Origin of the sequence: Yersinia massiliensis, from assembly GCF_003048255.1 — a bacterium.
Classification (GTDB): domain Bacteria; phylum Pseudomonadota; class Gammaproteobacteria; order Enterobacterales; family Enterobacteriaceae; genus Yersinia; species Yersinia massiliensis_A.
This window is the reverse complement of sequence record NZ_CP028487.1, coordinates 2,877,426-2,901,841: the sequence shown is the minus strand read 5'-3', so window position 1 is coordinate 2,901,841 and position 24,416 is coordinate 2,877,426. Positions and strand designations below refer to the sequence as shown.

The following is a 24,416-nucleotide window of genomic DNA, read 5'->3' as shown; positions in this document are numbered from 1 at the left end:
CTGCATACAAGGATAAGGTAATCCTCTGTGACCTAAAACGTCAACTCGATAATATCGATTGATTTTGACGGAAATGACGAATTAATATTTCACCTATCATTGATGTGGTGATATTTTATATCAAAAAATGAGTTATTACCTATATAAATATAACTTTGCGATCAATTTATTACTTAATTGATCGCAACTAAAAAAGCCCGATAAATACGTGTCTGCGAAGCTAATTTTTCTCAAATCGAGAAAGAGAAAAAGCAGAAATATCAATCGGCGACTGTTTGTTTTGCGCGAAGAGAGCGGCAACTTCACCCAATGCAGTCGCAAATTTAAACCCGTGGCCGCTTAGCCCCGTTACGACCAAGATATCTTTATTATCAGGCAGTGTATCAATAATGAAGTCTTCATCTGGGCTCATGTCATAACTGCACGCTGCACCATGTAGACATACGCCTACACCGGGTAAGTAACTGCGCAAAAAATCAAAAACTTCCGTGCCATCTTCGGCATAGCGGCCAAAAGGTTTACGCTGTGCGGCAGATTCGATAGGCTGTCCTCCGTTATGCTTACCGAGTTTTAGTTCATCATTATGTGAGGGGAAACCATAGTAATGAATGTTATCTGGTGTTTCGACAGTAAATGCTGGGAAATGATTCCCCTCGCTGTAGCGACCATCAGCATGATGCCAAGAAAAGACTTTGCGTATTGTTGTCACCGGTAATGTTGGTAGCAGCTCTTTGACCCAAGTTCCGGCAGTGACGACAACCTTTTTGGCGCTATAAGTGCCATCAATGGTCACCACATCAATCCCTTCATTTGTCGGGTCAATCGCGGTAACAGGGCAATTGAATAAAATGCCACAACCTGCCTCAGTGACGGCCTTAATCAGTGTTTTTATCGCAAGCTCAGAGCGTAGGAAACCTGCTTGTGGCTCAAATACGCCGACGTAATTATCGGGTATGGTAAATACCGGCCATTTTTGACGGACCTGTTCTGCCGTTAACAACTCGACGGGCAAATTATACTGCCGCGCGCTGAGCTGCGCATTTTGCAGGAAAGTGGAGTTATCAGGCCCCAAATTAAGCACGCCGCAAGCCTGAAATAACGACTCGCCGGTTTGAGCTGATAGTTGATTCCAAAGCGCCTGTGCACGTAAGACTAAAGGGACATATTTCTCGCCTTCACCATACGCATGGCGAATGATTCGTGTGTCTCCGTGGTGGCTACCGGCTTGGTGAGGGGGCATTGCACTGTCAATCATCAGTACTTTTAAGCCGGCCTGTGTCGCGTAATAACCTGCGGCAGAGCCCACCGAGCCACTACCAATGACAATCAAATCATAATCCATATTCTGTACCCTTAAGAATTTCGCTTCTGTCTCATTCAATCTATTTTGTCACGGTTACGCGTCATTATCGTGGCCATTGTCTGCACTATGCATTTAACAGGGCGACAGAAACATTAAAAATTAGGACGATAGTAATAGCACGGGAGTGAGAGGAGAAAAAGAGATGTGAACGCTATAGCGATGGAAGTGATTAATAAAAAGGCACCAAGTGATATTCACTGGTGCCTGTTTTTGCGAGTATTGAAAAATAAGCGAATGGACAAAAATTAATGCTTACGGTGATCAAGAACTTGATATTCTGATGACTCAATTTTAGCGATGCCTGCTTCTAAAATATTGATTAATTGGCGAGCAACATCAGTGGTCAACCAAAGCGTTCTATCAACAAGTGCATTTTCTGGCAGTTGATCCATAGAAGACAGGTAATGAAGACGTATCATCATCGCGTCGTATGCATCTACCGTGCTGATATCCCAACCTACAAGCGGGTGAGTCTGAATAACTTCATCATTTCTGTCCATAAAGACCCCTTATATAGTAGTTACTGACTGGAGTGACTAACGAGGATCAATGCGGCTCATTATCAAGTGAGCTTTTTTAGTATACGCAACAGCTAATCAATTTGGTGATTATCCACGAATCTTTACAAATTATTTTTTTTATGATGATTAATTAAGCGAGAGGGTGGGAGACGAAATGAAATAAATATATGGCAGAGAAATGAGTATAAAAAAGCCGAGGAGCGACTCCCCGGCAAAAAACAGCATTCTTGTGGGTTAGTTTGCGTCAAACCAGTCGTCAGCGCTTTCCCATATTTCTTGTAATATTTCAGAGATCAGATCTTTGTCAGTTTTAGCCCCACCTAACACAGAAAGATTATTTGCACTGGCATAGCGGACTTGCACAGTTGTCGTTGTGTCTGGGAATTTCGTTTCCAGTTGTTTGCTTAATTCATTGGTTAGCGCTTCGATAGCACCTGCGGGTAACTGATTTTTCTTATCAATGCTCACTTCAACACGCATATATGGCCCTCCGAATATTCATACTGGTTATTTATACAGTATGAATATTCGAGTTGCAAGTGACTGATCCAAAAATCTTCAAGGCAGTAGAAAGCCCGTTAATGGGCCTCAGCTTTTAACTGACCAGTTGATCGTCTGACCTGCGAGATAAGGAACGATAGATTCATTCCCTAACGAGATCTCTTCTGGTTGTTGGAATGGGGTGCGTACCAACTCAACATAATCCTCGTTTACTGGCAGGCCATAGAAACGCGGGCCATTTAATGAGCAGAATGCCTCTAAATGTTGTAGCGCATTTAGTTCCTCAAACACAGTCGCATAAGCAGGCAGTGCTGATGGTGCGTTGAACACACCAGCACAGCCACAGGATGACTCTTTGCGGTGTTTGGCATGAGGTGCAGAGTCAGTGCCTAGGAAGAATCTATCAGAGCCACTGGCGACAACTTGGCGCAGTGCTTCCTGATGAGTACTACGTTTCAGTATTGGCAGACAGAACAGGTGAGGACGAATCCCGCCAACCAGCATGTGGTTACGGTTAAACATCAGATGCTGTGGAGTGATGGTCGCACCAAGGAAACGATTGCCTGCCAGCACATAGTCGGCGGCATCTTTGGTCGTAATATGCTCAAAGACAATTTTTAACTCGGGGAAATGACGGCGTATCGGTTCCATCACTTGATCAATAAAACGCGCTTCGCGATCAAAGATATCCACTGCAGCATCGGTGACTTCGCCGTGAATAAGCAGCGGCATGCCTATTTTTTGCATTTGCTCAAATAAGGGATATATCGCCGGGATATCAGATACACCATGATTCGAGTTTGTGGTGGCATTAGCCGGATACAGTTTCGCTGCGGTAAACACACCTTGCTCATAGCCAGCGGTCAGCTCATTGATATCAAGTGAGTCAGTGAGGTAACAGGTCATCAACGGCGTAAATTTATGCCCTGCTGGCACGGCTGCCAGAATACGATCCCGATACGCAATAGCACTGGCCACGGTAGTAATAGGGGGGGCCAGATTCGGCATGACAATCGCTCTGGCAAACACCTCGGAGGTATAAGGCAGCACGGTACTGAGCATTTCGTCATCACGTAAGTGAATATGCCAGTCATCTGGGCGGCGAATTTTCAGGGTTTGAGGTTGTGCAGTCATTCAACGGGCTCCGCAGTCATGATGAGATTTCGGTTTTTTGTGCTGTTTCCGGCGGGGTGTAAGAATAAGCGGAAAGTGCACAAGATGCATCTGATTGTTAGGGGTAAGTTGAAAACTTTGCTTAGGGTGAGTTGAAAATAATGCAAAAAGGGCATCTTATAGACGGGCTATGGATAGAAACACCCCAAAAATGAGCGGTTGATTAGCCGCAAAATACACGAATTGAATGTACTGTATGGGAGAAATACGATGGAAGTCCGTGTCATTGCCAGCTTAGTGGCTAAACCTGAGTTTGTGAATGAAGTCAAAGAGGCTGTTCTTCAGGTGATAGAACCAAGTCGTGAGGAACAGGGGAATCTGCAATATGATCTCCATGCTGAATCTGGTCAACAAGGTTCTTTTGTCTTCTTTGAGCGTTGGGAGTCTGATGAAGCATTAGACAAACATAATAAAACTCAACATTTCGGCGACTTCGTTAAATCGATAGAAGGTAAGCTGGAAAGTATTGAAATAAAGAAAGTAAAACAGATAGCCTGATAGCTGATATTCGCGCCCAAGAAAAACCCGCCGAAGCGGGTTTTTTTAATGCTAGTGATTAATGCGATTGCATTTATTCGACTGATTGCGGTTTTGTCGCTGGCGCTGTTGCTTGAGTCACAGCCGCGTGGCCACCTGCAGATCCTTTTCCTGAGAAATCAAAGGCCGGACGTTCCCAAGAACCTTTGGTTTGCGCTTCTGGCGCATAATCAGGTGCTGGTGCTTTGGTCATCGGTGCTGACGCATAATGTTTGAATAGTACGCCCTCAGGATGAGCAATAACTGGCTGTGGAGCCGCAGTCACGACAGGTTCAGTGCTATTAGTCGCTTCAGTTACCATTTGTTCAGCAGTAACATCAGCTTCAACCTCGATAGGCTCTTCGACCTGCTCTTCGTTGATAACTGACTCAGCGACAACCGGTTCATCGGCAACCGTTTCCTCAACTGCCACTTCGGTAACGGGTGCTTCCGCAGCCGTTACTTCAACAGAGGTTGCTTCAACAATCTCAACGCTTTCCGGTTGGTTTTCTTCAACTGCTGCATCTGGCACGATGGTGTTTTCGATAACGGCTTCTGCTGCGATAGCATCCTCAATAACAGGCGCTGTTTCATTCACCTCGATAGCTTCAACTGCTGCAATAGCTTCAGTTTCTACGACCGGCTCAGCGATGCTTGCTGGGGCAACAATCGGTGCACGGCCTGGAACGGCTGCGGCTGAAGATGCAGAACCACCTTGTCTATGCTGCGGAGCAGGAGTTGCAGTGGTTACTGCCTCAACGATTGGCGCTGCTATGATTGCAGTAGGGACATTTACCGCAGTTTCAGCATGGGGCGCTTCTTCCTCGACCTTGGCTGCTTCAACTACCGCTGTTTCTACCGCTGCAACTTCTACCGATACAACTTCTGCTGCTGCAACGTCTGCTGCTGCAACGTCTGCTGTCGCAGCGTCTACCGCAGTTGCAGCTATTGCGATTGGCAACTGCTCTTCAACCGGATTTTCTACAAAGGCGGCTTGTTCAAATGGCTGAGCGACAGGATAACGTACCCACACCTTACCTGATGCCATTTCTGGTGAAGCGAAAGCGCCAGCCAGAGGCATTGCAGATTGTGTTGGATAACGCTCATCACGATAACGGCGACGACGCTGACCACTAACACGCAAGTGACGAGGTGAGCGGCGGGAACGACGTGGCATTCCATTTTCGTTGTTACCATTACGGTCATTAGCTACGTCATCATCTGCAGCAACACTCACTTGAGGTAGTAACTTCACTTCTTCCTGCGCAGCAGGTACAGGCAAATTAGCCACAGGAGTGCTAACAGGGGCAACCTGTAAGGCATTTTCCTGACTATTCAGCTCATCGTTTGCAGATTGAATACGAACTTTCTGATTCAACTGGCGACGCTGACGACGTTGCATGACCTGCTGACGTTCTTCTTGCTCAGGTTGTGCTTCATCGACATTGACAGCAGAAACATTAGCTTTGACATCCTGTTGAGCTTGACGCTTGTCATCCTGACGACGGCGCTGGCGGTCACCGCGACGCTGCGGCTGATCGTCACGTTGCTCGATATTGCTGTCAACGATGTCATTTGATGCTTGCGATGTCGTTGCCTGTTGAGCCGGGCGACGGTTATTACGACGCTGATCATCACGACCTTCGCGATTGCTATTGTCACGGCTGTTGTTGTCACGAGAGCTGCTGTCACGAGAACTATTATCGCGGGCATTGTGGTCACGAGAACTGTTATCGCGAGAGTTATTGTCGCGAGAATTGCTGTCTCGGTTGCCGTTATCACGACCTTCACGTGGTGTGCGGTCCCCACGATCTTTACGCCCATTGTTTTGGCGACGTGGATTGCGGCGATCATTACGACGGTTATCACTTGCTTCGGTCTTCTCAACTTCAACCGGTTTAACTTCGGCTTCAGGTGATGCACCAAAGATACCCTTTAGTCCGGTGAGCAAACGGCTAAAGAAGCCTGGTTGTTCAGCAGTCGCTGAGCTGGCAGCTTGTGGCACCGCAGCAGGTTTAGTGGCGGCGGCTGTCGGCGTTGACTCCGGTGGCACTTCAGTCGGCAGAGAGAAGGTCGCCAGCGCAGGTTGTTCTGGGCGCTTACGTTCAATCGTAGTTTCTTCCTGCGGCTGCGCCATTTCTGCTTCATGCAGTTGTGGCAGCAAATAGCTCAGGGAAGGAACTTCCTCACCTTTACGCACCCGAAGAACAGAATAGTGTGGGGTTTGCATCTGATCGTTTGGTACGATCACTGCACGCACACCACCTTGGCGTTTTTCAATGGCGTTAACGGATTCACGCTTTTCGTTTAGCAGGTACGATGCAATTTGTACCGGCACGATGGCATGAACTTCATGGGTGTTTTCTTTCAGCGCTTCTTCTTCAATCAGACGCAGAATAGAGAGGGACAGTGATTCGTTATCACGAACAGTACCCGTGCCGCTACAGCGTGGGCAAACGTGATGGCTTGACTCACCCAGCGATGGGCTGAGGCGCTGGCGGGACATTTCCAGTAAACCGAAACGGGAAATGCGGCCAATCTGAATACGCGCGCGGTCTTGACGAACAGCATCGCGTAAACGGTTTTCAACTTCACGCTGATGACGCACAGGAGTCATATCGATAAAGTCGATAACAATCAGGCCACCCAAGTCACGTAAACGCAACTGACGAGCAATTTCATCAGCGGCTTCAAGGTTGGTATTGAAGGCTGTTTCTTCGATATCACCGCCACGGGTTGCTCGTGCGGAGTTAATATCAATCGCGGTCAAAGCTTCGGTGGTATCGATAACAATAGAACCGCCGGATGGCAAACGTACTTCACGTTGGAATGCCGATTCAATCTGCGACTCAATTTGATAATGGCTAAACAGAGGGATCTCACCACTGTAGAGCTTAATTTTGCTGCTGAAATCAGGGCGACCTAATGCGGCGATATGTTCTTTTGCCAACTCGAGCACTTTCGGGTTGTCGATAAGAATTTCACCGATATCTGGACGCAGATAATCACGGAAAGCACGGACAATCACGTTACTTTCCTGATGGATCAAGAAGGGCGCGGGGCGACCTTCAGCAGCTTTTTTAATTGCATCCCAGTGCTTTAGACGGAATGATAAGTCCCATTGCAGCGCGTCAGCTGATTTACCAACACCAGCAGTACGAACAATCAGACCCATACCATCAGGCAGTTGTAGAGAGGATAGGGCTTCTTTCAATTCAGTGCGGTCGTCACCTTCGATGCGGCGAGAAATACCACCAGCACGCGGGTTGTTTGGCATCAGAACTAAATAACTGCCAGCCAAGCTGATGAAAGTGGTGAGTGCAGCACCTTTATTGCCACGCTCTTCTTTATCAACTTGAACAATAACTTCTTGGCCTTCGCGCAACACATCTTTGATGTTTGGGCGGCCATGTGAGGAATAATTACTAGGGAAATATTCGCGAGAAATTTCTTTTAGGGGAAGGAAACCGTGTCTTTCAGCGCCATAATCAACAAAAGCAGCTTCTAGACTGGGTTCGATTCGGGTGATTTTACCTTTGTAAATATTCGCTTTTTTCTGTTCATGGCCTGGACTTTCAATATCCAAATCATACAGCCGCTGTCCATCTACAAGGGCAACACGCAACTCTTCTTGCTGAGTTGCGTTAATCAACATTCTTTTCATCTTAACTTACTCGTTATTTTTACATTGGCGTTAGAACTGCGGGCAAAATAACCTCATGGTCGGGTATACCGATGACCCCGAGTCTTCTAGCAAAGCCGTCAACCTCACGGTTGTCGCCTGCATAGGGGCGCATTATTTCGGTAAGCCTGTGTTTCGCTCTGAAAAACAGCACTTTTATATATAGGGTCGCTTCTGAATATAAGACAACAGAGCGTTACCCACTTGCCGACCAAGCTGCAACCCGCAGCCCGCTAATTGCTTGATTTCACATTACGTCTTACGCCATTGCTGCGTTTTTGTGTGATCAGGCAAATTTTTATATTCCACAAGTCTCTTGGTCTAACGAGAATCAACGCAGAATTAGTGACATTATTCCATTGCTGACACTGATATAGCAAGATGACTTTACCTGTCTACATAAAGATTCTTTTACTGTTATCACAGTGTTTGCGGCTATCGTTGTCTTATTAAACAATAAATGTACGCAAACGATATCTCTAATTAGCCAGAATGACAGTTAAGCACATAAAAAGGGGTGGCGCTAATTCCTCGGTGTATTTAGAATCGCGCACCATGAAAACGAATAATCCAGCAGTACAATTAATCACCATTTCTGCCGATGAAGCGGGCCAGCGGATAGATAACTTTTTGCTCACCAAATTGAAGGGTGTGCCAAAAAGTATGATCTACCGTATCGTGCGTAAAGGTGAGGTTCGCGTGAATAAGGGCCGCATTAAGCCAGAATATAAACTGGCTGACGGTGACGTGGTGCGTGTTCCTCCGGTGCGTGTTGCAGAGCGCGAAGAGGTCCAAGTCTCTGCGAAGCTTGATAAAGTGGCGGCACTGGCCGATTGCATTTTATTTGAGGATGATTACCTCTTAGTGCTGAATAAGCCTTCAGGCACAGCAGTACACGGTGGCAGTGGTTTGAGTTTCGGCGTGATTGAGGCATTACGTGCATTGCGCCCTGAAGCGCGTTTTCTGGAGCTAGTCCACCGCCTCGACCGCGATACTTCCGGTGTCTTGTTGGTCGCTAAAAAACGCTCTGCGTTGCGCTCGTTGCATGAACAGTTGCGTTTAAAAGGAATGCAGAAGGACTATTTAGCGCTAGTGCGTGGTCAGTGGCAGTCTCACTGCAAAGCGGTACAAGCACCTCTGCTGAAGAATATTATGCAAAGTGGCGAGCGTGTGGTGAAGGTTAGTAGTGAAGGTAAACCTTCAGAAACGCGGTTCAAAGTGGAAGAGCGTTTCGAGCATGCGACGCTGGTTAAAGCTAGTCCCATTACAGGTCGGACTCATCAGATTCGTGTTCATGCGTTGCATGCAGGGCACCCAATTGCTTTTGATGATCGCTACGGTGACCGTGAGTTTGATCAGCAATTGCAGGGAACCGGTCTGCATCGCTTATTCTTGCATGCTGCGGCTCTACGTTTTGAGCATCCGAATACCGGTGAAACAATGCGTATTGAGGCTCCTCTCGATAATCAGTTACGCCATTGCTTGCAGGTGTTGCGTAAAAAATCGGCAGCTTAATGTGAGCGCATGAGAAAATTGCCATTCGTCATTTTTTTCAAAAACGTATGTTCTAACATCATTATTAAACATTTATTGTTAAATAATGATGTTAGAAAAATTTGTCTACAGTAATGGATTTATCCCTTGCTCAATTAGCATTTGGGTGAGGGTAATGAGCGGCAGGCCGATCAGGGTATTTGGGTCACGCCCAGACAACCGTTCAAATAATGTGATACCCAACCCTTCACTTTTAAAACTACCAGCACAATTCCACGGCTGCTCTCTCATTAAATAGCCATTTATTTCGGCTTCGCTTAAGGTCCGAAAATAAACATCAAACGTTTCGCAAACACAATTGATGTGACCTGTGGCGGTATTGACCAGCGCCAACCCAGTATAAAAGGTCACACATTGCCCACTGGCTTGCTGTAATTGTTTTAGCGCATTTGCATGGTTATGGGGTTTTCCGACGATTTGACCGTTAATTACACATACTTGATCTGAACCAATAATCACATGTTGTGGATAAGCGTCAGCCAGTGCTTGGGCTTTGGCAAGTGCCAACCGCTGCACTAGCGCATCAGCCAATTCCCCCCGCAAGGGTGTTTCATCGGCCTTTGGTGCTGCGCTAATAAAGGGCAATTGCAGTTTTTCGAGCAGGGCGCGACGATAAGAAGACGTTGAGGCTAGAACAAGTTGCGGCATAATATTTTCCATAAACCGTGGCGAAATTTAATCAGGCATCTTAAACTGTCTGCCGCTTCGGAAGCGAATATTGGTGAAAGGTGCGGTAAAACGGCCTTTTTCTTTGACTCTATGTCGTTACAAAGTTAATATGCGCGCCCTATGCAAAAGGTAAAATTACCCCTGACCATTGATGCGGTTCGTACCGCTCAGAAACGTTTAGACTACGCAGGTATCTATTCGCCTGAGCAGGTTACACGAGTAGCCGATTCAGTGGTAAGTGTGGACAGCGATGTCGTGGCCTCATTATCGTTTAATATCGATAATCAGCGCCTGGCGGTTATTACAGGTCATGCGGATGTCGATGTCACATTGATGTGCCAGCGCTGTAATAACACGTTTGCACACCATGTTCATACAACGTATTGTTTTAGCCCGATCGTCAATGATGAGCAGGCTGAAGCATTACCGGAAGCGTACGAGCCGATTGAAGTCGACGAGTTTGGCGAAGTCGATCTGCTGGCAATGATTGAAGACGAAATTATTCTTTCACTGCCTGTCGTTCCGGTACATGATTCTGAACACTGTGAAGTGTCCGAGGCGGACATGGTATTTGGTAAACTGCCTGCAGAGGTGGAGAAACCTAATCCATTTGCCGTATTAGCCAGTTTAAAGAAAAGTAATTAAGGAGTAAGGTCAATGGCCGTACAACAGAACAAACCAACTCGTTCCAAACGTGGCATGCGCCGTTCACACGATGCGCTGACCACTGCCACTCTGTCTGTGGACAAAACTTCCGGTGAAACTCACCTGCGTCACCATATCACAGCCGACGGTTTCTACCGTGGCCGCAAGGTTATCGGCTAAGTAGTACTTGCTAATCTTTAGCAAGGCGATACCTTGACTTGTCTAACCCTGGCGTTAGATGCAATGGGTGGGGACTTCGGTCCCTGCGTCACAGTGCCTGCTTCATTGCAGGCACTGGCCTCTAATCCACAGCTAAAACTCTTGCTGGTCGGGAATCCCGACACTCTCAATCCGTTACTTGTCAATGCCACTCCTTTGTTGCTGGAGAGGTTACAAGTAATTCCTGCTGAGCATGTTATTGCCAGCGATGCTAAACTCTCACAAGCCATTCGTGCCAGCCGCGGGACTTCTATGCGTGTCGCATTGGAGCTTGTCAAAAACGGTGATGCCCAAGCTTGTGTTAGTGCAGGGAATACAGGGGTATTGATGGGGTTGGCGAAGATGATGCTTACGCCACTGGACGGAATAGAGCGTCCGGCGTTAATGACCGTCATTCCTAACCAACAGCGTAGTAAGACAGTGGTACTAGATTTAGGCGCTAACGTTGAATGTGATAGTACAATGTTGGTGCAATTTGCTGTCATGGGATCGGTGATGGCAGAAGAAGTTGTTGGAATAACGAACCCACGTGTTGCTTTGCTTAATATCGGCGAAGAGGAAACTAAGGGGCTAGATAATATCCGCGAAGCCGCCGCAGTATTAAAAAATACACCGGCAATCAATTATATTGGCTATCTGGAAGGCAATGATTTGCTGACTGGAAAGACTGATGTAATGGTTTGTGACGGCTTCGTGGGTAACGTCACTCTAAAGACCATGGAAGGTGTGATAAGAATGTTCTTGTCACTGCTCAAGTCATCGGGCGAAAGCGGTAAACAATCCTGGTGGCTTAAACTCATTGGGCGTTGGCTGCAAAAACGTGTGGCAAAGCGGTTCGGTCATTTGAACCCCGACCAGTATAATGGTGCATGTCTGTTAGGATTACGGGGTATCGTAATTAAGAGCCACGGTGCGGCGAATCAACGCGCATTTGCCGTTGCCATCGAACAGGCTGTGCAGGCGGTGCAGCGGCAAGTTCCTCAACGGATTGCCGCGCGCCTTGAAGCGGTATTACCCAAGAGTGACTGATCGTACATGTATACTAAGATTCTCGGTACGGGGAGTTATCTGCCCGTACAAGTGCGCAGTAATGCTGATTTAGAAAAAATGGTGGATACGTCGGACGAGTGGATTGTTACTCGGACAGGTATTCGTGAGCGGCGTATTGCTGGGCTCGATGAAACAGTCGCGACCATGGGTTTCCACGCAGCTGAAAAAGCGCTGGAAATGGCTGGTATCGATAAAAACGACATCGGGCTGATCATCGTCGCGACAACCTCCTCAAGTCATGCTTTCCCAAGCTCGGCCTGTCAGGTACAGCAAATGCTGGGCATCAAAGATGCCGCTTCGTTCGATTTGGCTGCGGCCTGTGCAGGTTTCACCTACGCATTGAGCGTTGCGGATCAGTATGTCAAAAGTGGTGCGGTCAAGCATGCCATCGTTATCGGTTCAGACGTATTATCACGCGCACTGAATCCAGAAGACCGTGGCACAATTATTCTGTTTGGTGATGGCGCTGGCGCTGTCGTCTTGGGCGCATCTGAACAACAGGGCATTATTTCGACCCATCTGCATGCTGATGGTCGTTATGGCGAATTGCTCGCATTGCCGTATCAAGATCGCCAACAGCAAGATCAACCTGCCTACGTGACGATGGCAGGAAATGAAGTCTTTAAAGTGGCAGTGACTGAGCTTGCCCACATAGTGGATGAGACATTGCAGGCCAATAATCTGGATCGCTCAGCGCTGGATTGGCTTGTGCCGCATCAAGCCAACCTGCGTATTATTAGCGCAACGGCTAAAAAACTCGGTATGGGGATGGATAAAGTGGTGGTCACGCTTGATCGTCATGGTAACACCTCTGCGGCATCGGTACCTGCAGCGCTAGATGAAGCAGTACGAGATGGTCGCATTCAACGCGGGCAGTTAGTGCTGTTGGAAGCATTTGGTGGCGGCTTCACTTGGGGCTCTGCGTTAGTTCGTTTTTAAGCCTATAGCGATTCTTTTGATTTAACAGGAATGCAGAATGTCGAAATTTGCAATGGTATTTCCAGGCCAAGGGTCTCAATCCCTTGGCATGCTGGCTGATTTGGCCGCACAATTTCCGATAGTTGAAGCAACCTTCAGTGAAGCATCATCGGTCTTGGGTTACGATTTGTGGCAGTTAGTGCAACAAGGCCCAGCAGAAGAACTGAATAAAACGTGGCAAACACAACCAGCTTTACTGACAGCATCCGTTGCTATCTGGCGTGTTTGGCAGCATCAAGGTGGTAAATTGCCTACGTTGATGGCTGGCCATAGCTTGGGTGAATACTCAGCGTTGGTTTGTGCTGGTGTACTGGATTTCAAACAGGCGGTCAGTCTGGTTGAATTACGCGGTAAACTGATGCAAGAAGCCGTACCTGAAGGTACGGGTGCGATGTACGCCATTATTGGTCTGGATAATGAATCCATTGCCAAAGCCTGTGAAGAGTCTGCCCAAGGGCAGGTTGTTTCACCAGTCAACTTTAACTCACCAGGCCAAGTGGTGATTGCAGGTAATAAAGAGGCCGTAGAACGTGCGGGCACAGCGTGTAAAGCTGCGGGGGCAAAACGAGCTTTACCTTTACCTGTCAGCGTACCGTCTCACTGTGCGTTGATGAAACCTGCTGCCGATAAGCTGGCAGAAGCACTGGAAAATATTGAATTCCAGGCACCTATTTTCCCTGTCGTGAATAACGTAGACGTGAAAACTGAAGTGTCACCAGAGGCTATCCGTAGCGCATTGGTGCGTCAGCTGTATAATCCGGTACGTTGGACTGAAAGTGTTGAATTTATTGCAGCAGAAGGCGTTGAGCTGCTGTTAGAAGTTGGGCCAGGTAAGGTCTTGACTGGCTTAACTAAGCGTATCGTTGACACGTTAGCCGCAGCACCAGTAAACGATGTGGCAACACTGACGAACGCGCTTGAAAACTAAAATAGAGGATAACATGAGCTTCGAAGGAAAAATTGCGCTGGTAACAGGCGCTAGCCGCGGTATTGGCCGTGCGATTGCAGAATTATTGGCTGAACGTGGTGCCCGTGTTATTGGTACAGCGACGAGTGAAAAGGGCGCTGAAGCAATCAGCGCCTATTTGGGCGAGAGTGGCAAAGGTTTAATGCTGAATGTCGTGGATCCTGCATCAATCGAGTCTGTTTTGGCAACGATTCGTGCGGAATTTGGCGAAGTTGACATTTTAGTGAATAATGCAGGTATTACGCGTGATAACCTGCTGATGCGTATGAAGGACGAAGAGTGGCAAGATATTATTGACACTGATCTGACTTCCGTGTTCCGTCTGTCAAAAGCGGTAATGCGAGCTATGATGAAAAAGCGTTTTGGGCGTATCATCACCATTGGGTCTGTAGTGGGGACAATGGGCAATGCGGGGCAGGTTAACTACGCGGCAGCTAAAGCGGGTCTGATCGGTTTTAGCAAGTCTTTGGCGCGTGAGGTTGCTTCACGTGGCATTACTGTCAACGTTGTGGCACCTGGCTTTATTGAGACAGACATGACGACGGCGTTGACAGATGATCAACGCGCAGGCATTTTAGCCCAAGTACCAGCTAACCGGCTTGGGCAAGCTAAAGAAATCGCCAGCGCTGTTGCATTTTTAGCCTCTGATGAGGCCAGCTATATCTCTGGTGAAACGTTACATGTCAATGGCGGCATGTATATGATTTAAAAATCACGAAAGTATTTGCATTTTTTGAGGTGAAAACCGCAAAATAGCATAAAATCGTGGTTCGACCAGCCGAGATTTAGTTGCATCTTTTTCAACATTTTATAAACTACGAAAACCATCGCGAAAGCGAGTTTTGATAGGAAATTTAAGAGTATGAGCACTATCGAAGAACGCGTTAAGAAAATCATCGTTGAACAACTGGGTGTTAAAGAAGACGAAGTGAAGAACAGTGCTTCTTTCGTTGAAGATCTTGGCGCGGATTCTCTGGACACCGTTGAGCTGGTAATGGCTCTGGAAGAAGAATTTGATACTGAGATTCCAGACGAAGAAGCAGAAAAAATCACTACTGTTCAGGCAGCTATTGATTTTATCAACGCTAACCAGCAGTAAGCGTACATGCTTTAAGTTTAGATAGTTAGGCGGTCACTCGACCGCCTAAGTTTTTTTTGTCCTAAGTGTTATTTTCCCTCCCTGGAGGACAACCGTGTCTAAGCGTCGAGTTGTTGTGACTGGACTGGGCATGTTGTCTCCTGTCGGTAATACAGTCGAATCCACATGGAAAGCTGTTCTTGCCGGGCAGAGTGGCATCAGCCTGATCGACCATTTCGATACTAGTGCCTATGCAACGCGATTTGCTGGCTTAGTGAAAGATTTTAATTGTGAAGATTACATTTCGCGTAAAGATGCACGCAAAATGGATGCCTTCATACAGTACGGTGTTGCCGCTGGCATGCAAGCCATGCAAGACTCCGGGCTCGAAGTCACAGAGGCCAATGCCTCTCGTATCGGGGCCGCTATTGGCTCGGGTATTGGTGGCTTGGGTTTGATTGAGGAAAACCACACCTCGCTGGTGAACGGTGGCCCTCGTAAAATCAGTCCCTTCTTCGTGCCTTCAACTATCGTGAATATGATTGCTGGCCATCTGACCATTATGTATGGTCTGCGTGGGCCCAGTATCTCTATTGCGACAGCATGTACTTCAGGTGTGCACAACATCGGTCACGCGGCGCGTATCATTGCTTACAATGATGCAGATGTCATGGTGGCGGGTGGGGCTGAAAAAGCCAGTACACCATTAGGTGTCGGTGGTTTTGGCGCAGCACGTGCATTGTCCACCCGTAACGATAACCCACAGGCCGCTAGCCGCCCATGGGATAAAGACCGTGATGGTTTCGTGCTGGGTGATGGTGCAGGCATGATGGTACTTGAAGAGTACGAACATGCGAAAAAACGTGGCGCGAAAATCTATGCAGAAGTGGTTGGGTTTGGTATGAGCAGCGATGCCTATCATATGACCTCACCACCGGAAGACGGTTCTGGCGCAGCGCTGGCAATGGTCAATGCATTACGTGATGCAGGTGTGACGACGGCTCAAATCGGTTATATCAATGCTCACGGTACATCTACTCCTGCTGGCGATAAAGCCGAAACGCAGGCGGTTAAGTCTGTATTTGGTGAAGATGCCCGTAAAGTGATGGTCAGTTCCACCAAATCCATGACTGGGCACTTATTAGGTGCAGCAGGTGCGGTTGAGTCTATCTTTACTGTGCTGGCGCTACGTGATCAAGCCATACCTGCAACCATTAATCTGGATAACCCAGATGAAGGTTGTGACTTGGACTATGTTCCTCATGAAGCCCGTCAGGTTAAAGAAATGGAATACACGCTGTGTAATTCCTTCGGCTTCGGTGGCACAAACGGCTCTTTGGTTTTCCGTAAGGTATAATCTGGGTCGCTAAACTTATGCTGTTTAAAAGACCCGGATTTCCGGGTCTTTTATTAGGCTCGCCTCCATGACCTAAACATCCCTCAATAATAATTGTCTCAGTTCTGAAAACATCACAGGTTTAAATCTGATACTGTCAGACCACAAACTATCGCATCCCATTTAAAGAGAATCTGAATGTTCTGGATTAATGGTGTAGAGCAAAATTTGATTTCCGCGTCTGACCGCTCAGTGCAGTTTGGTGATGGCTGTTTTACGACAGCAAGGGTTTGTGATGGGCGAGTGGTATGGCTGGATAAGCACATATTACGTTTACAGCAGGCGACCGAACGCTTACTCATGCCGACAGTCAACTGGAATGCACTGACTCAAGAAATGGTTGAGGCGGGAGGCCACACCGAGGAGGGCGTGCTGAAGGTGATTATTAGTCGGGGGAGTGGCGGACGAGGTTATAGCGGTACGGCATGTCAGCATCCTACGCGGATTATTTCTCTCAGTGATTATCCTGCTCAATATCATAGCTGGCGTGAGCGAGGCGTCTCATTGGCGCTCAGTCCAGTACCCTTGGCGCGCAACCCATTGCTGGCGGGTGTGAAGCACCTCAATCGTCTGGAACAAGTATTGATTCGTGCACATCTTGAGCGCACAACGGCTGATGAGGCGCTGGTGCTTGACACTGAAGGCATGCTGGTGGAATGCTGTGCGGCTAATTTATTTTGGCGTCGAAAAGAGGTGATATTTACACCTGATCTCAGTCTATCGGGTGTTGATGGCATCATGCGCCAGCAGATTATATCTTGCCTTAGCGCCCATGGCCGGCGGGTAGAGGTTGTGTCACAACCGCCAAACGTTTTGGCTGATGCAGATGAAGTGATGATATGTAATGCGCTGATGCCGCTTTTGCCGGTGAATCGCGCGGATAACCGAGTATACCATTCGCGACAGTTGTTTGATTTTTTGAGTCAGCACTGTTGCGACATATAAATGGCTCATTATTATCCATTTATGAATACGATTAATTTGAAGATGGCTGTCCGATGAAAATAAAACGTACCAGAGTAATAATCCTGTTTGTGGTGATCTGTGTGGGATTACTGCTTTCTGGCTATCAGGCAGTACAACGCTTTGCTAATCAGCCATTGGCGATTACGCAAGAAACGTTCTTTAAGCTTCCGACAGGAACGGGGCGGGTTGCATTAGAGAATTTGTTGCAACGTGACCATCTGATTAAAAATACTCGCTTATTCCCTTGGCTGTTGCGTATCGAGCCTGAGTTAGCCCAGTTTAAAGCGGGGACTTACCGTTTTACGCCTGGCATGACGGTTCGAGAGATGCTGCAGCTGCTTGCCAGCGGCAAAGAAGCACAATTTACCGTACGCTTTATCGAAGGTAAGCGGCTGCGTGACTGGATGGATGAGCTACAGCAATCAAAATACGTGAAGCATGTGTTGGCGGGAAAGAGTGATGCTGAGATTGCCAAACTGCTGGGATTGAAAGACAGTGAGCACCCTGAAGGTTGGCTCTATCCTGACACCTATTCTTACACTGCTGGCACGACTGATCTGGCATTACTGAAACGTGCTCATGTGAAGATGGAAAAAACAGTTGATGAAATCTGGCAAGGACGAGATAAGTCATTGCCTTACAAAACGCCGGGTGAGCTGGTCACGATGGCATCCATCATCGAAAAAGAAACCGCGGTAAATGAGGAACGGACCAAAGTGGCGTCGGTGTTTATCAACCGTCTGCGTATGGGTATGCGCTTACAAACAGACCCAACAGTCATTTATGGCATGGGCGATAATTATAATGGCAACATAAGCCGTAAAGACTTAGATACCCCGACGCCTTATAATACCTACGTTATTTCCGGTCTACCGCCGACGCCTATCGCCATGCCAGGGCTGGCATCGTTGACCGCTGCTGCGCACCCCGCGAAAACGGCTTACCTGTATTTTGTGGCAGATGGCAAGGGCGGGCATACTTTTACCACCAATTTAGCCAGTCATAACCAAGCGGTGCGAGTTTATCGTCAATCGCTAAAGGATAAAAATGAACAGTAAATTTATCGTTATTGAAGGGCTTGAAGGGGCAGGGAAAACCACTGCGAGAGATGTCGTGGTTGCCACATTACGTGCCCAAGGGATTAACGATATTGTTTTTACCCGTGAACCGGGTGGAACCCCATTGGCCGAAAAACTGCGTGATTTGATTAAGCAAGGCATCGACGGTGAAGTTCTCACGGATAAAGCAGAAGTCTTGATGCTATATGCCGCGCGCGTGCAATTAGTTGAAAATGTCATTAAGCCTGCTCTTTCACGTGGTAGTTGGGTGGTGGGTGATCGCCATGATTTGTCATCACAGGCATATCAAGGGGGAGGGCGTGGGATTGACAGCCAACTGATGACCTCATTGCGTGATACCGTGCTGGGGGCATTTCGCCCCGACTTGACGTTATATTTGGATCTCCCTCCCACGATGGGGTTAGCGCGCGCCCGTGCGCGTGGCGAATTGGATCGCATTGAACAAGAGTCATTGGCCTTTTTTGAGCGCACGCGCGAGCGATATCTTGCTTTGGCTGCTGCGGATCCAAGCATCAAAACCATTGATGCCTCACAGCCACTTGAGAAAGTAAGTGAATCTATCCGCCATGAACTGAGCCAATGGCTGCTCAGTCAGGAAATCCTGCAATGAAATGGTATCCATGGCTGACAGCGCCTTATCGTCAGTTAGTCGGGCAACATATCGCTGGGCGTGGGCACCATGCCTTACTGCTACATTCTTTACCGGGTAATGGTGAAGACGCCCTCATTTATGGCCTCAGTCGTTGGTTGATGTGCCAACATCGCCAAGGCGAAAAAACTTGCGGTGAGTGCCATAGCTGCCGGTTGATGTTGGCGGGTAATCACCCTGACTGGTATGTGCTGGCACCAGAGAAAGGCAAAAGCAGCATTGGCGTTGAGTTAGTACGCCAACAGATTGAAAAACTCTATTCTCATGCGCAGCAAGGCGGCGCGAAAGTGGTGTGGTTACCTCACGCAGAACAACTAACCGATGCTGCAGCAAATGCCTTGTTGAAAACGTTGGAAGAACCCCCTGAGAAGACCTATTTTCTGCTCGATTGTCACCAGCCCGCGAGCTTATTAGCGACTTTACGTAGCCGCTGTTTTTACTGGTACTTAGCTTGTCCGGATACCGCACTCAGTTTGCAATGGCTTCAACGGCAAATTCCAACTGAACCCGTTGCGGCGCTGGCCGCGCTTAAACTGAGTGAAGGCGCACCGCTAGCGGCAGAATGTTTGCTTCAACCTGAACGCTGGACGGTCCGCGCCACTTTGTGTGGTGCGCTGAGCCATGCGCTAAGCAGTATGGATTTATTGTCGCTGTTACCGCAACTGAACCATGATGATGCTGTTGAACGCTTGCAATGGATCTCCTCGTTGCTACTGGACGCGTTAAAATGGCAGCAGAGCGCGAGTGAGTTTGTGGTCAACCAAGATCAACTTCCGCTGGTACAGCAATTAGCCCAGCTAGCGACCACGCCAATACTATTGCAATCGGCTAAACAGCTAGCGCGGTGCCGCCATCAATTATTATCCGTGGTGGGTGTTAACCGTGAGTTGTTGCTCACCGAGCAATTACTTAACTGGGAAACCGCCCTGACCACTGGCACTTATGCCACCTTACCTACGTTGTAAAAGAGTTTAATATTATGTTGTTAGTCGATTCGCATTGCCACCTAGATAGCCTTGATTATGAAACGTTGCACAGCAGCGTTGATGATGTATTAGCTAAAGCGAATGCACGAGACGTCGGTTTCGTCTTGGCGGTTGCCACGACGTTGCCGGGTTTTTCTGCCATGACAGCACTCATTGGCGATCGCAAAGATGTGGCGTTTTCATGTGGTGTTCATCCACTGAATCTCGACGGTGGTTATGATTTTCAGCAATTGAGAGCACTGGCTGCGGCCGGTAAAGTGGTCGCCATGGGGGAGACTGGGCTGGATTACTTTTATCAGCAAGACAATATCCCACTGCAACAAGCTTCTTTTCGTGAGCATATTCGCATAGGTCGTGAATTAAATAAGCCTGTTATCGTGCATACCCGTGATGCGCGCGAAGATACCCTCGCTATTTTGCGTGAAGAGAATGCGCAAGAATGTGGTGGTGTTTTACATTGCTTTACCGAAGATAAAGCAACCGCAGCTACCTTACTGGATTTAGGTTTTTACATCTCCTTCTCGGGGATCCTTACTTTCCGCAATGCAGAACAACTGCGTGATGTTGCCCGATACGTGCCACTGGATAGGTTATTGGTCGAGACAGATTCACCTTATTTGGCACCCGTGCCTCATCGTGGCAAAGAGAATCAACCGGCCTATGTCCGTGATGTAGCAGAATATATGGCTGTGTTGAAAGGCGTGAGTATTGAGACTTTGGCTCAGACCACGACAGATAACTTCTGTCGACTGTTTCATCTGGATTCGTCGAGTCTAGACAGTGAAATGCGCTAACCTCCTTAACAATACTTATTTTTAAGCTCGTAATTAATCCCCGAAACGAGTAATGTTCTCACCCGAATTATTGGGTGAGGGCAGATGCTATTGACGTTTTTTTACAAAAAATGCGTAGTTTGAAGCAAAACAAGCGCCTTCTTGAAAGAAACGTGACTGCCATCAAACATTAAGCAGGCTATTTATTTTACTCTTCGTAAAAATTAAAAGGGTGCTTTAGACACCCTTATTCGCAAAGGCTTACTCCCCCCTTTGTAACGCCAATAAACGCGAGAAAAAGCAGAAAAGCACTATTACTCAGGAGCTCACTCAACTATGTTTAAGAACGCATTTGCAAACCTGCAAAAGGTAGGTAAATCGCTAATGCTACCGGTATCCGTTTTACCCATTGCAGGTATTCTGCTGGGTGTCGGTTCCGCGAATTTTAGCTGGCTACCAACGGTAGTCTCTCACGTAATGGCAGAAGCGGGCGGTTCCGTTTTTGCTAACATGGCACTGATCTTTGCTATTGGCGTGGCACTTGGCTTTACCAATAACGACGGTGTATCCGCGTTGGCGGCAGTGGTTGCCTACGGCATCATGGTGAAAACCATGGCGGTGGTTGCGCCACTGGTCTTGCATCTGCCAGCAGAAGAAATTGCGGCTAAGCATTTAGCCGACACCGGGGTATTAGGCGGGATCATTGCAGGTGCGATAGCCGCCTACATGTTCAACCGCTTCTACCGTATTCAGTTACCTGAATATCTTGGCTTCTTTGCGGGTAAACGTTTCGTTCCGATTATCTCTGGTTTCACCGCGATCTTCGTCGGCGTGATCTTGTCTTTCGTATGGCCACCAATTGGTACGGCTATCCAGACATTCTCCCAATGGGCAGCCTATCAAAACTCCGTGGTCGCATTTGGTATCTACGGTGTGGTTGAACGTGCATTAGTACCATTCGGTCTACATCACATCTGGAACGTACCATTCCAAATGCAAATTGGTGAGTACACCAACGCAGCGGGTCAGGTATTCCACGGTGACATTCCACGCTATATGGCAGGTGACCCAACGGCAGGTAAACTGTCCGGTGGTTTCCTGTTCAAGATGTACGGTTTGCCGGCGGCAGCGATTGCGATTTGGCACTCAGCTAAACCTGAGAACCGGGCTAAAGTGGGCGGGATCATGATCTCCGCAGCGCTGACCTCGTTCCTGACAGGTATCACCGAGCCAATCGAATTCTCCTTCATGTTCGTGGCGCCGATTTTGTATGTTATTCATGCCATTCTGGCGGGTCTGGCTTTCCCAATCTGTATCCTGCTTGGGATGCGTGATGGGACCAGTTTCTCCCACGGTTTGATTGACTTCGTGGTATTGAGTGGCAACAGCAGCCGTATCTGGTTGTTCCCTCTGGTCGGTATTTGCTACGGTCTGGTGTACTACACCATCTTCCGTGTGCTGATTGCCAAACTGGATCTGAAAACACCGGGTCGTGAAGACTCTTCTACTGAACAAACGGTACAGGGCGGCACAGAAATGTCAGCGGCACTGGTGACTGCGTTTGGCGGTAAAGAAAACATCACTAACTTGGACGCTTGCATTACCCGTCTGCGTGTCAGCGTGGCGGATATTTCCAAGGTTGACCAAGCAGGTCTGAAGAAACTGGGTGCTGCGGGCGTTGTCGTCGCCGGCTCAGGCGTTCAGGCTATCTTTGGGACCAAATCTGATAACCTGAAAACTGATATGGACGAATATATTCGTAACCATTAATTCAGGTTTGGGGAGTGCAAAGGGGAGGCGAAAGCCTCCCTTTTTTTATGGTTTTCGCAAAGCTGCTTTTACTCCGGCTCTAACCACGTGGTTTGGAAATCGAACCAGCCGAGGTTATTCAGATGCGCTCCTTGTGCGTGTTCAGGGGCTTTTAGCCGCATCCAGTGATGAAATAGAGGCTGTAACCAACCGCTGTTTGTTACCGCTCTAACTAACTGCTCGCTACTGAGCGTTCGGTTACGCCATTCATTTTGGTATGTCTGTAGACATCCCTTATCGCCACCGGTAATAGATTGGCGCAGCAGTGGGGTGCCCAATAACCATGCGCCGACACTCCACTCTTCCGGTATCGCAAAGTTAACTGTTCCAAGCCACAAATCTGCATCGGCTTCTCCTTTGGCCCAAGCGGCATAATCCAAGGCTAATAAGGACAAGCGAATACCCTGTGTCGCCAAAATTTTTGCCATTTCGGCCGTTAACATTGAGAACTCAGGGTGTTCAGTATGGTAAGCCAGTGTCAAAACCGGCCCATCCTCAGAGCCGACACCCTCAAATGCTGAATTCGGATAAAAGGGCGAGTATGCCTCCCCTGTATCAATCCCATGGAACCATGTCGGTAACACGCTACTAGCAGGAACCCAGAAAGGGCGAATCGGGGCGATTAGCCCTTGGATCAAATGATAAGGATTGAGTATTTCTCGCAGCCAACGTCGTTGTTCAATACTGCGCCAATGTGGTGAGCGGCTATCACAAAGCAAAAAGTAGCCACCACGTTCAAGGAACATCTCTTGAGTCGCATCCGAAGGGCTACCGGTTAGGCTGGCAGCAAACCCCGAGACATAATCAATGTCACTGATGCTGGAGCTTAGCCAAGTTGCGCTTTGTACATGGGAAATATTCAGTTGTTCGCAAGGGACCACCGGTGTGTCAACTGGTGGGCGTTCTTGAGTCCGTGCCAGATCAGGGAAAATCAGCACTTCAACCTCATCCAACAGTCCACGAAAACCAAAATAATGGTCAAAGGATTTCATGAGCAAATGCCAGTTATCATTTTCAGCTACCCGATAAGGGCCAGTGCCAATAGGATGAGAGGCAAAATTAGGCTGTGTAGCATGGTCTTGCGGCAAGATTAGTGCAGAGTGATGGGCTAAAAGCAAGGGAAGACGTGGGTCCGGTTGGTTCAATTCGATAACTACACTCAATGGCCCTCGCGCACTAATTTGCTGAATATGTGAAAACAGCGGCAACTGAGCGCAGCGGGTTAACGAGCTAACGACATCATGACTAGACAGTTCCCGGCCATCATGAAACTGCACGGCTGGGCGTAAATAGAAGCGCCAATGTAAAGGATCAAGCATTCGCCATTGATGGGCTAAATCAGACGCGACGTTGCCGCTCTCTTCATTTATCCGTGTTAACCCATTAAATATTTGCCGCACCAAATGCAGTTCAGATCGGCGTAATGGCGTACCGGGATATAGATTGGGCATGGTGCGGTAATAAGGAATGCGCAGCGCTTGATAGTCATCGCGGATCCGATACCCCAGTTTGGTCCGTAATAAGGGGGTAATGAGTTGTTTATCTTCCCCCAACAAGGCAATGGCTTCATTGAAATCGCCTGAGTCTAGCAACTGTTCCGCTTTTTCAATTAATAACTGATGTGTGTTCCGCAATAGTTGTAAATATGAGCGTCGACCACGACCAGCCTCAGCCTGCCATATTAACCAGCCCGCTTGTTGCATCTGGACCAGTAATGTCCGCATGTGGCGCTTAGTACAACAGAGTTTATCCGCTAATTCTTGTAGCGTAATCGATACTGACTGTGCGCCGAGCAAATTCAGTAATCGCAAATATTGTTGCTCAAGGCGTCGGCTGGTCATA

At 48.0% G+C, this 24,416-nt stretch carries 23 protein-coding genes; 16 read left to right on the top strand and 7 right to left on the bottom strand.

Annotated elements, in window-relative coordinates; translation table 11 throughout:
* Positions 1-220 precede the first annotated feature (220 nt).
* The 4 genes from solA to pyrC form a co-directional block, all read right to left on the bottom strand.
* Positions 221-1,342: an N-methyl-L-tryptophan oxidase gene (solA, locus tag DA391_RS13595; protein WP_050286023.1), complete on the bottom strand. Its 1,122-nt coding sequence runs from the start codon at positions 1,340-1,342 to the stop codon at positions 221-223.
* Between the two features lie 266 nt (positions 1,343-1,608).
* Positions 1,609-1,863: a biofilm formation regulator BssS gene (gene bssS / locus DA391_RS13590; protein WP_019209598.1), complete on the bottom strand. Its 255-nt coding sequence runs from the start codon at positions 1,861-1,863 to the stop codon at positions 1,609-1,611.
* Between the two features lie 255 nt (positions 1,864-2,118).
* Positions 2,119-2,364 (bottom strand): DNA damage-inducible protein I, encoded by a 246-nt coding sequence (gene dinI / locus DA391_RS13585; RefSeq protein ID WP_050081660.1) that lies wholly within the window; start codon positions 2,362-2,364, stop codon positions 2,119-2,121.
* A 108-nt stretch (positions 2,365-2,472) separates the two neighbouring features.
* The gene (pyrC, locus tag DA391_RS13580) at positions 2,473-3,519 is read right to left on the bottom strand and encodes a dihydroorotase (protein WP_050286022.1); all 1,047 of its coding nucleotides are present in this window, start codon (positions 3,517-3,519) and stop codon (positions 2,473-2,475) included.
* 249 nt (positions 3,520-3,768) lie between these two features.
* Between pyrC and DA391_RS13575 the strand changes: the two genes are divergently transcribed.
* On the top strand, positions 3,769-4,056 hold the full coding sequence (locus tag DA391_RS13575) for a putative quinol monooxygenase (protein WP_050081656.1): 288 nt from the start codon (positions 3,769-3,771) through the stop codon (positions 4,054-4,056).
* A 73-nt stretch (positions 4,057-4,129) separates the two neighbouring features.
* Here DA391_RS13575 and rne read toward each other — a convergent pair whose 3' ends face one another.
* The gene (gene rne / locus DA391_RS13570; RefSeq protein WP_108087849.1) at positions 4,130-7,738 is read right to left on the bottom strand and encodes a ribonuclease E; all 3,609 of its coding nucleotides are present in this window, start codon (positions 7,736-7,738) and stop codon (positions 4,130-4,132) included.
* Between the two features lie 573 nt (positions 7,739-8,311).
* On the opposite strand from rne, the gene rluC reads away from it, so the two are divergent.
* Positions 8,312-9,271: a 23S rRNA pseudouridine(955/2504/2580) synthase RluC gene (gene rluC / locus DA391_RS13560; protein ID WP_050081852.1), complete on the top strand. Its 960-nt coding sequence runs from the start codon at positions 8,312-8,314 to the stop codon at positions 9,269-9,271.
* 105 nt (positions 9,272-9,376) lie between these two features.
* On the opposite strand, the gene DA391_RS13555 is transcribed toward rluC, so the two are convergent.
* Complete coding sequence (locus DA391_RS13555; RefSeq protein ID WP_050081652.1) at positions 9,377-9,958, bottom strand: Maf family protein; 582 nt, start codon at positions 9,956-9,958, stop codon at positions 9,377-9,379.
* 141 nt (positions 9,959-10,099) lie between these two features.
* Here DA391_RS13555 and yceD point away from each other — a divergent pair, with 141 nt between their 5' ends.
* The 14 genes from yceD (at position 10,100) to ptsG (ending at position 22,535) form a co-directional block, all read left to right on the top strand.
* Positions 10,100-10,624: a 23S rRNA accumulation protein YceD gene (gene yceD, locus DA391_RS13550; protein WP_005273034.1), complete on the top strand. Its 525-nt coding sequence runs from the start codon at positions 10,100-10,102 to the stop codon at positions 10,622-10,624.
* Positions 10,625-10,636: 12 nt separating this feature from the next.
* Positions 10,637-10,804 (top strand): 50S ribosomal protein L32, encoded by a 168-nt coding sequence (gene rpmF, locus DA391_RS13545; RefSeq protein ID WP_002210931.1) that lies wholly within the window; start codon positions 10,637-10,639, stop codon positions 10,802-10,804.
* Positions 10,805-10,837: 33 nt separating this feature from the next.
* Positions 10,838-11,872, top strand: coding sequence for a phosphate acyltransferase PlsX (plsX, locus tag DA391_RS13540; protein ID WP_072084728.1), 1,035 nt, complete (start codon positions 10,838-10,840; stop codon positions 11,870-11,872).
* Positions 11,873-11,878: 6 nt separating this feature from the next.
* On the top strand, positions 11,879-12,832 hold the full coding sequence (locus DA391_RS13535) for a beta-ketoacyl-ACP synthase III (protein ID WP_050081648.1): 954 nt from the start codon (positions 11,879-11,881) through the stop codon (positions 12,830-12,832).
* 37 nt (positions 12,833-12,869) lie between these two features.
* Positions 12,870-13,799 carry an ACP S-malonyltransferase gene (gene fabD, locus DA391_RS13530; protein WP_057649966.1) on the top strand — a complete coding sequence of 310 codons (930 nt, stop codon included), beginning with the start codon at positions 12,870-12,872 and terminating at the stop codon, positions 13,797-13,799.
* A gap of 13 nt (positions 13,800-13,812) precedes the next feature.
* Positions 13,813-14,547: a 3-oxoacyl-ACP reductase FabG gene (gene fabG, locus DA391_RS13525; RefSeq protein ID WP_050081644.1), complete on the top strand. Its 735-nt coding sequence runs from the start codon at positions 13,813-13,815 to the stop codon at positions 14,545-14,547.
* Positions 14,548-14,700: 153 nt separating this feature from the next.
* Entirely contained in the window at positions 14,701-14,937 is a 237-nt protein-coding gene (gene acpP / locus DA391_RS13520) for an acyl carrier protein (protein ID WP_002220787.1), read from the top strand.
* Positions 14,938-15,031: 94 nt separating this feature from the next.
* On the top strand, positions 15,032-16,273 hold the full coding sequence (gene fabF, locus DA391_RS13515; protein ID WP_072084727.1) for a beta-ketoacyl-ACP synthase II: 1,242 nt from the start codon (positions 15,032-15,034) through the stop codon (positions 16,271-16,273).
* 177 nt (positions 16,274-16,450) lie between these two features.
* A complete protein-coding gene (pabC, locus tag DA391_RS13510) occupies positions 16,451-17,257 on the top strand; it encodes an aminodeoxychorismate lyase (RefSeq protein WP_050081640.1) in 807 nt (268 codons plus the stop codon).
* 53 nt (positions 17,258-17,310) lie between these two features.
* Positions 17,311-18,336: an endolytic transglycosylase MltG gene (gene mltG / locus DA391_RS13505; protein WP_050081638.1), complete on the top strand. Its 1,026-nt coding sequence runs from the start codon at positions 17,311-17,313 to the stop codon at positions 18,334-18,336.
* Entirely contained in the window at positions 18,326-18,967 is a 642-nt protein-coding gene (tmk, locus tag DA391_RS13500) for a dTMP kinase (RefSeq protein WP_050081637.1), read from the top strand. Before mltG ends, tmk begins: the two co-directional genes overlap by 11 nt.
* The gene (gene holB, locus DA391_RS13495; RefSeq protein WP_108087848.1) at positions 18,964-19,971 is read left to right on the top strand and encodes a DNA polymerase III subunit delta'; all 1,008 of its coding nucleotides are present in this window, start codon (positions 18,964-18,966) and stop codon (positions 19,969-19,971) included. Before tmk ends, holB begins: the two co-directional genes overlap by 4 nt.
* A 14-nt stretch (positions 19,972-19,985) precedes the next feature.
* Positions 19,986-20,786, top strand: coding sequence for a metal-dependent hydrolase (locus DA391_RS13490; RefSeq protein WP_050873373.1), 801 nt, complete (start codon positions 19,986-19,988; stop codon positions 20,784-20,786).
* Positions 20,787-21,101: 315 nt separating this feature from the next.
* Positions 21,102-22,535 (top strand): PTS glucose transporter subunit IIBC, encoded by a 1,434-nt coding sequence (ptsG, locus tag DA391_RS13485; protein WP_019209615.1) that lies wholly within the window; start codon positions 21,102-21,104, stop codon positions 22,533-22,535.
* A 68-nt stretch (positions 22,536-22,603) separates the two neighbouring features.
* Here ptsG and DA391_RS13480 read toward each other — a convergent pair whose 3' ends face one another.
* On the bottom strand, positions 22,604-24,415 hold the full coding sequence (locus DA391_RS13480; RefSeq protein WP_108087847.1) for an SgrR family transcriptional regulator: 1,812 nt from the start codon (positions 24,413-24,415) through the stop codon (positions 22,604-22,606).
* Between the last annotated feature and the right edge of the window lies 1 nt (position 24,416).

Bases quoted from the DNA above. Each gene is read 5' to 3' on its own strand.
- DA391_RS13535 (WP_050081648.1), top strand. From the start codon at position 11,879: ATGTATACTAAGATTCTCGGTACGGGGAGTTATCTGCCCGTACAAGTG.
- ptsG (WP_019209615.1), top strand. From the start codon at position 21,102: ATGTTTAAGAACGCATTTGCAAACCTGCAAAAGGTAGGTAAATCGCTA.
- acpP (WP_002220787.1), top strand. From the start codon at position 14,701: ATGAGCACTATCGAAGAACGCGTTAAGAAAATCATCGTTGAACAACTG.
- DA391_RS13480 (WP_108087847.1), bottom strand. From the start codon at position 24,415: ATGACCAGCCGACGCCTTGAGCAACAATATTTGCGATTACTGAATTTG.
- mltG (WP_050081638.1), top strand. From the start codon at position 17,311: ATGAAAATAAAACGTACCAGAGTAATAATCCTGTTTGTGGTGATCTGT.
- yceD (WP_005273034.1), top strand. From the start codon at position 10,100: ATGCAAAAGGTAAAATTACCCCTGACCATTGATGCGGTTCGTACCGCT.
- bssS (WP_019209598.1), bottom strand. From the start codon at position 1,863: ATGGACAGAAATGATGAAGTTATTCAGACTCACCCGCTTGTAGGTTGG.
- solA (WP_050286023.1), bottom strand. From the start codon at position 1,342: ATGGATTATGATTTGATTGTCATTGGTAGTGGCTCGGTGGGCTCTGCC.
- fabD (WP_057649966.1), top strand. From the start codon at position 12,870: ATGTCGAAATTTGCAATGGTATTTCCAGGCCAAGGGTCTCAATCCCTT.
- pabC (WP_050081640.1), top strand. From the start codon at position 16,451: ATGTTCTGGATTAATGGTGTAGAGCAAAATTTGATTTCCGCGTCTGAC.
- tmk (WP_050081637.1), top strand. From the start codon at position 18,326: ATGAACAGTAAATTTATCGTTATTGAAGGGCTTGAAGGGGCAGGGAAA.
- holB (WP_108087848.1), top strand. From the start codon at position 18,964: ATGAAATGGTATCCATGGCTGACAGCGCCTTATCGTCAGTTAGTCGGG.
- fabG (WP_050081644.1), top strand. From the start codon at position 13,813: ATGAGCTTCGAAGGAAAAATTGCGCTGGTAACAGGCGCTAGCCGCGGT.
- rpmF (WP_002210931.1), top strand. From the start codon at position 10,637: ATGGCCGTACAACAGAACAAACCAACTCGTTCCAAACGTGGCATGCGC.
- DA391_RS13490 (WP_050873373.1), top strand. From the start codon at position 19,986: ATGTTGTTAGTCGATTCGCATTGCCACCTAGATAGCCTTGATTATGAA.
- pyrC (WP_050286022.1), bottom strand. From the start codon at position 3,519: ATGACTGCACAACCTCAAACCCTGAAAATTCGCCGCCCAGATGACTGG.
- rluC (WP_050081852.1), top strand. From the start codon at position 8,312: ATGAAAACGAATAATCCAGCAGTACAATTAATCACCATTTCTGCCGAT.
- DA391_RS13555 (WP_050081652.1), bottom strand. From the start codon at position 9,958: ATGCCGCAACTTGTTCTAGCCTCAACGTCTTCTTATCGTCGCGCCCTG.
- DA391_RS13575 (WP_050081656.1), top strand. From the start codon at position 3,769: ATGGAAGTCCGTGTCATTGCCAGCTTAGTGGCTAAACCTGAGTTTGTG.
- dinI (WP_050081660.1), bottom strand. From the start codon at position 2,364: ATGCGTGTTGAAGTGAGCATTGATAAGAAAAATCAGTTACCCGCAGGT.
- rne (WP_108087849.1), bottom strand. From the start codon at position 7,738: ATGAAAAGAATGTTGATTAACGCAACTCAGCAAGAAGAGTTGCGTGTT.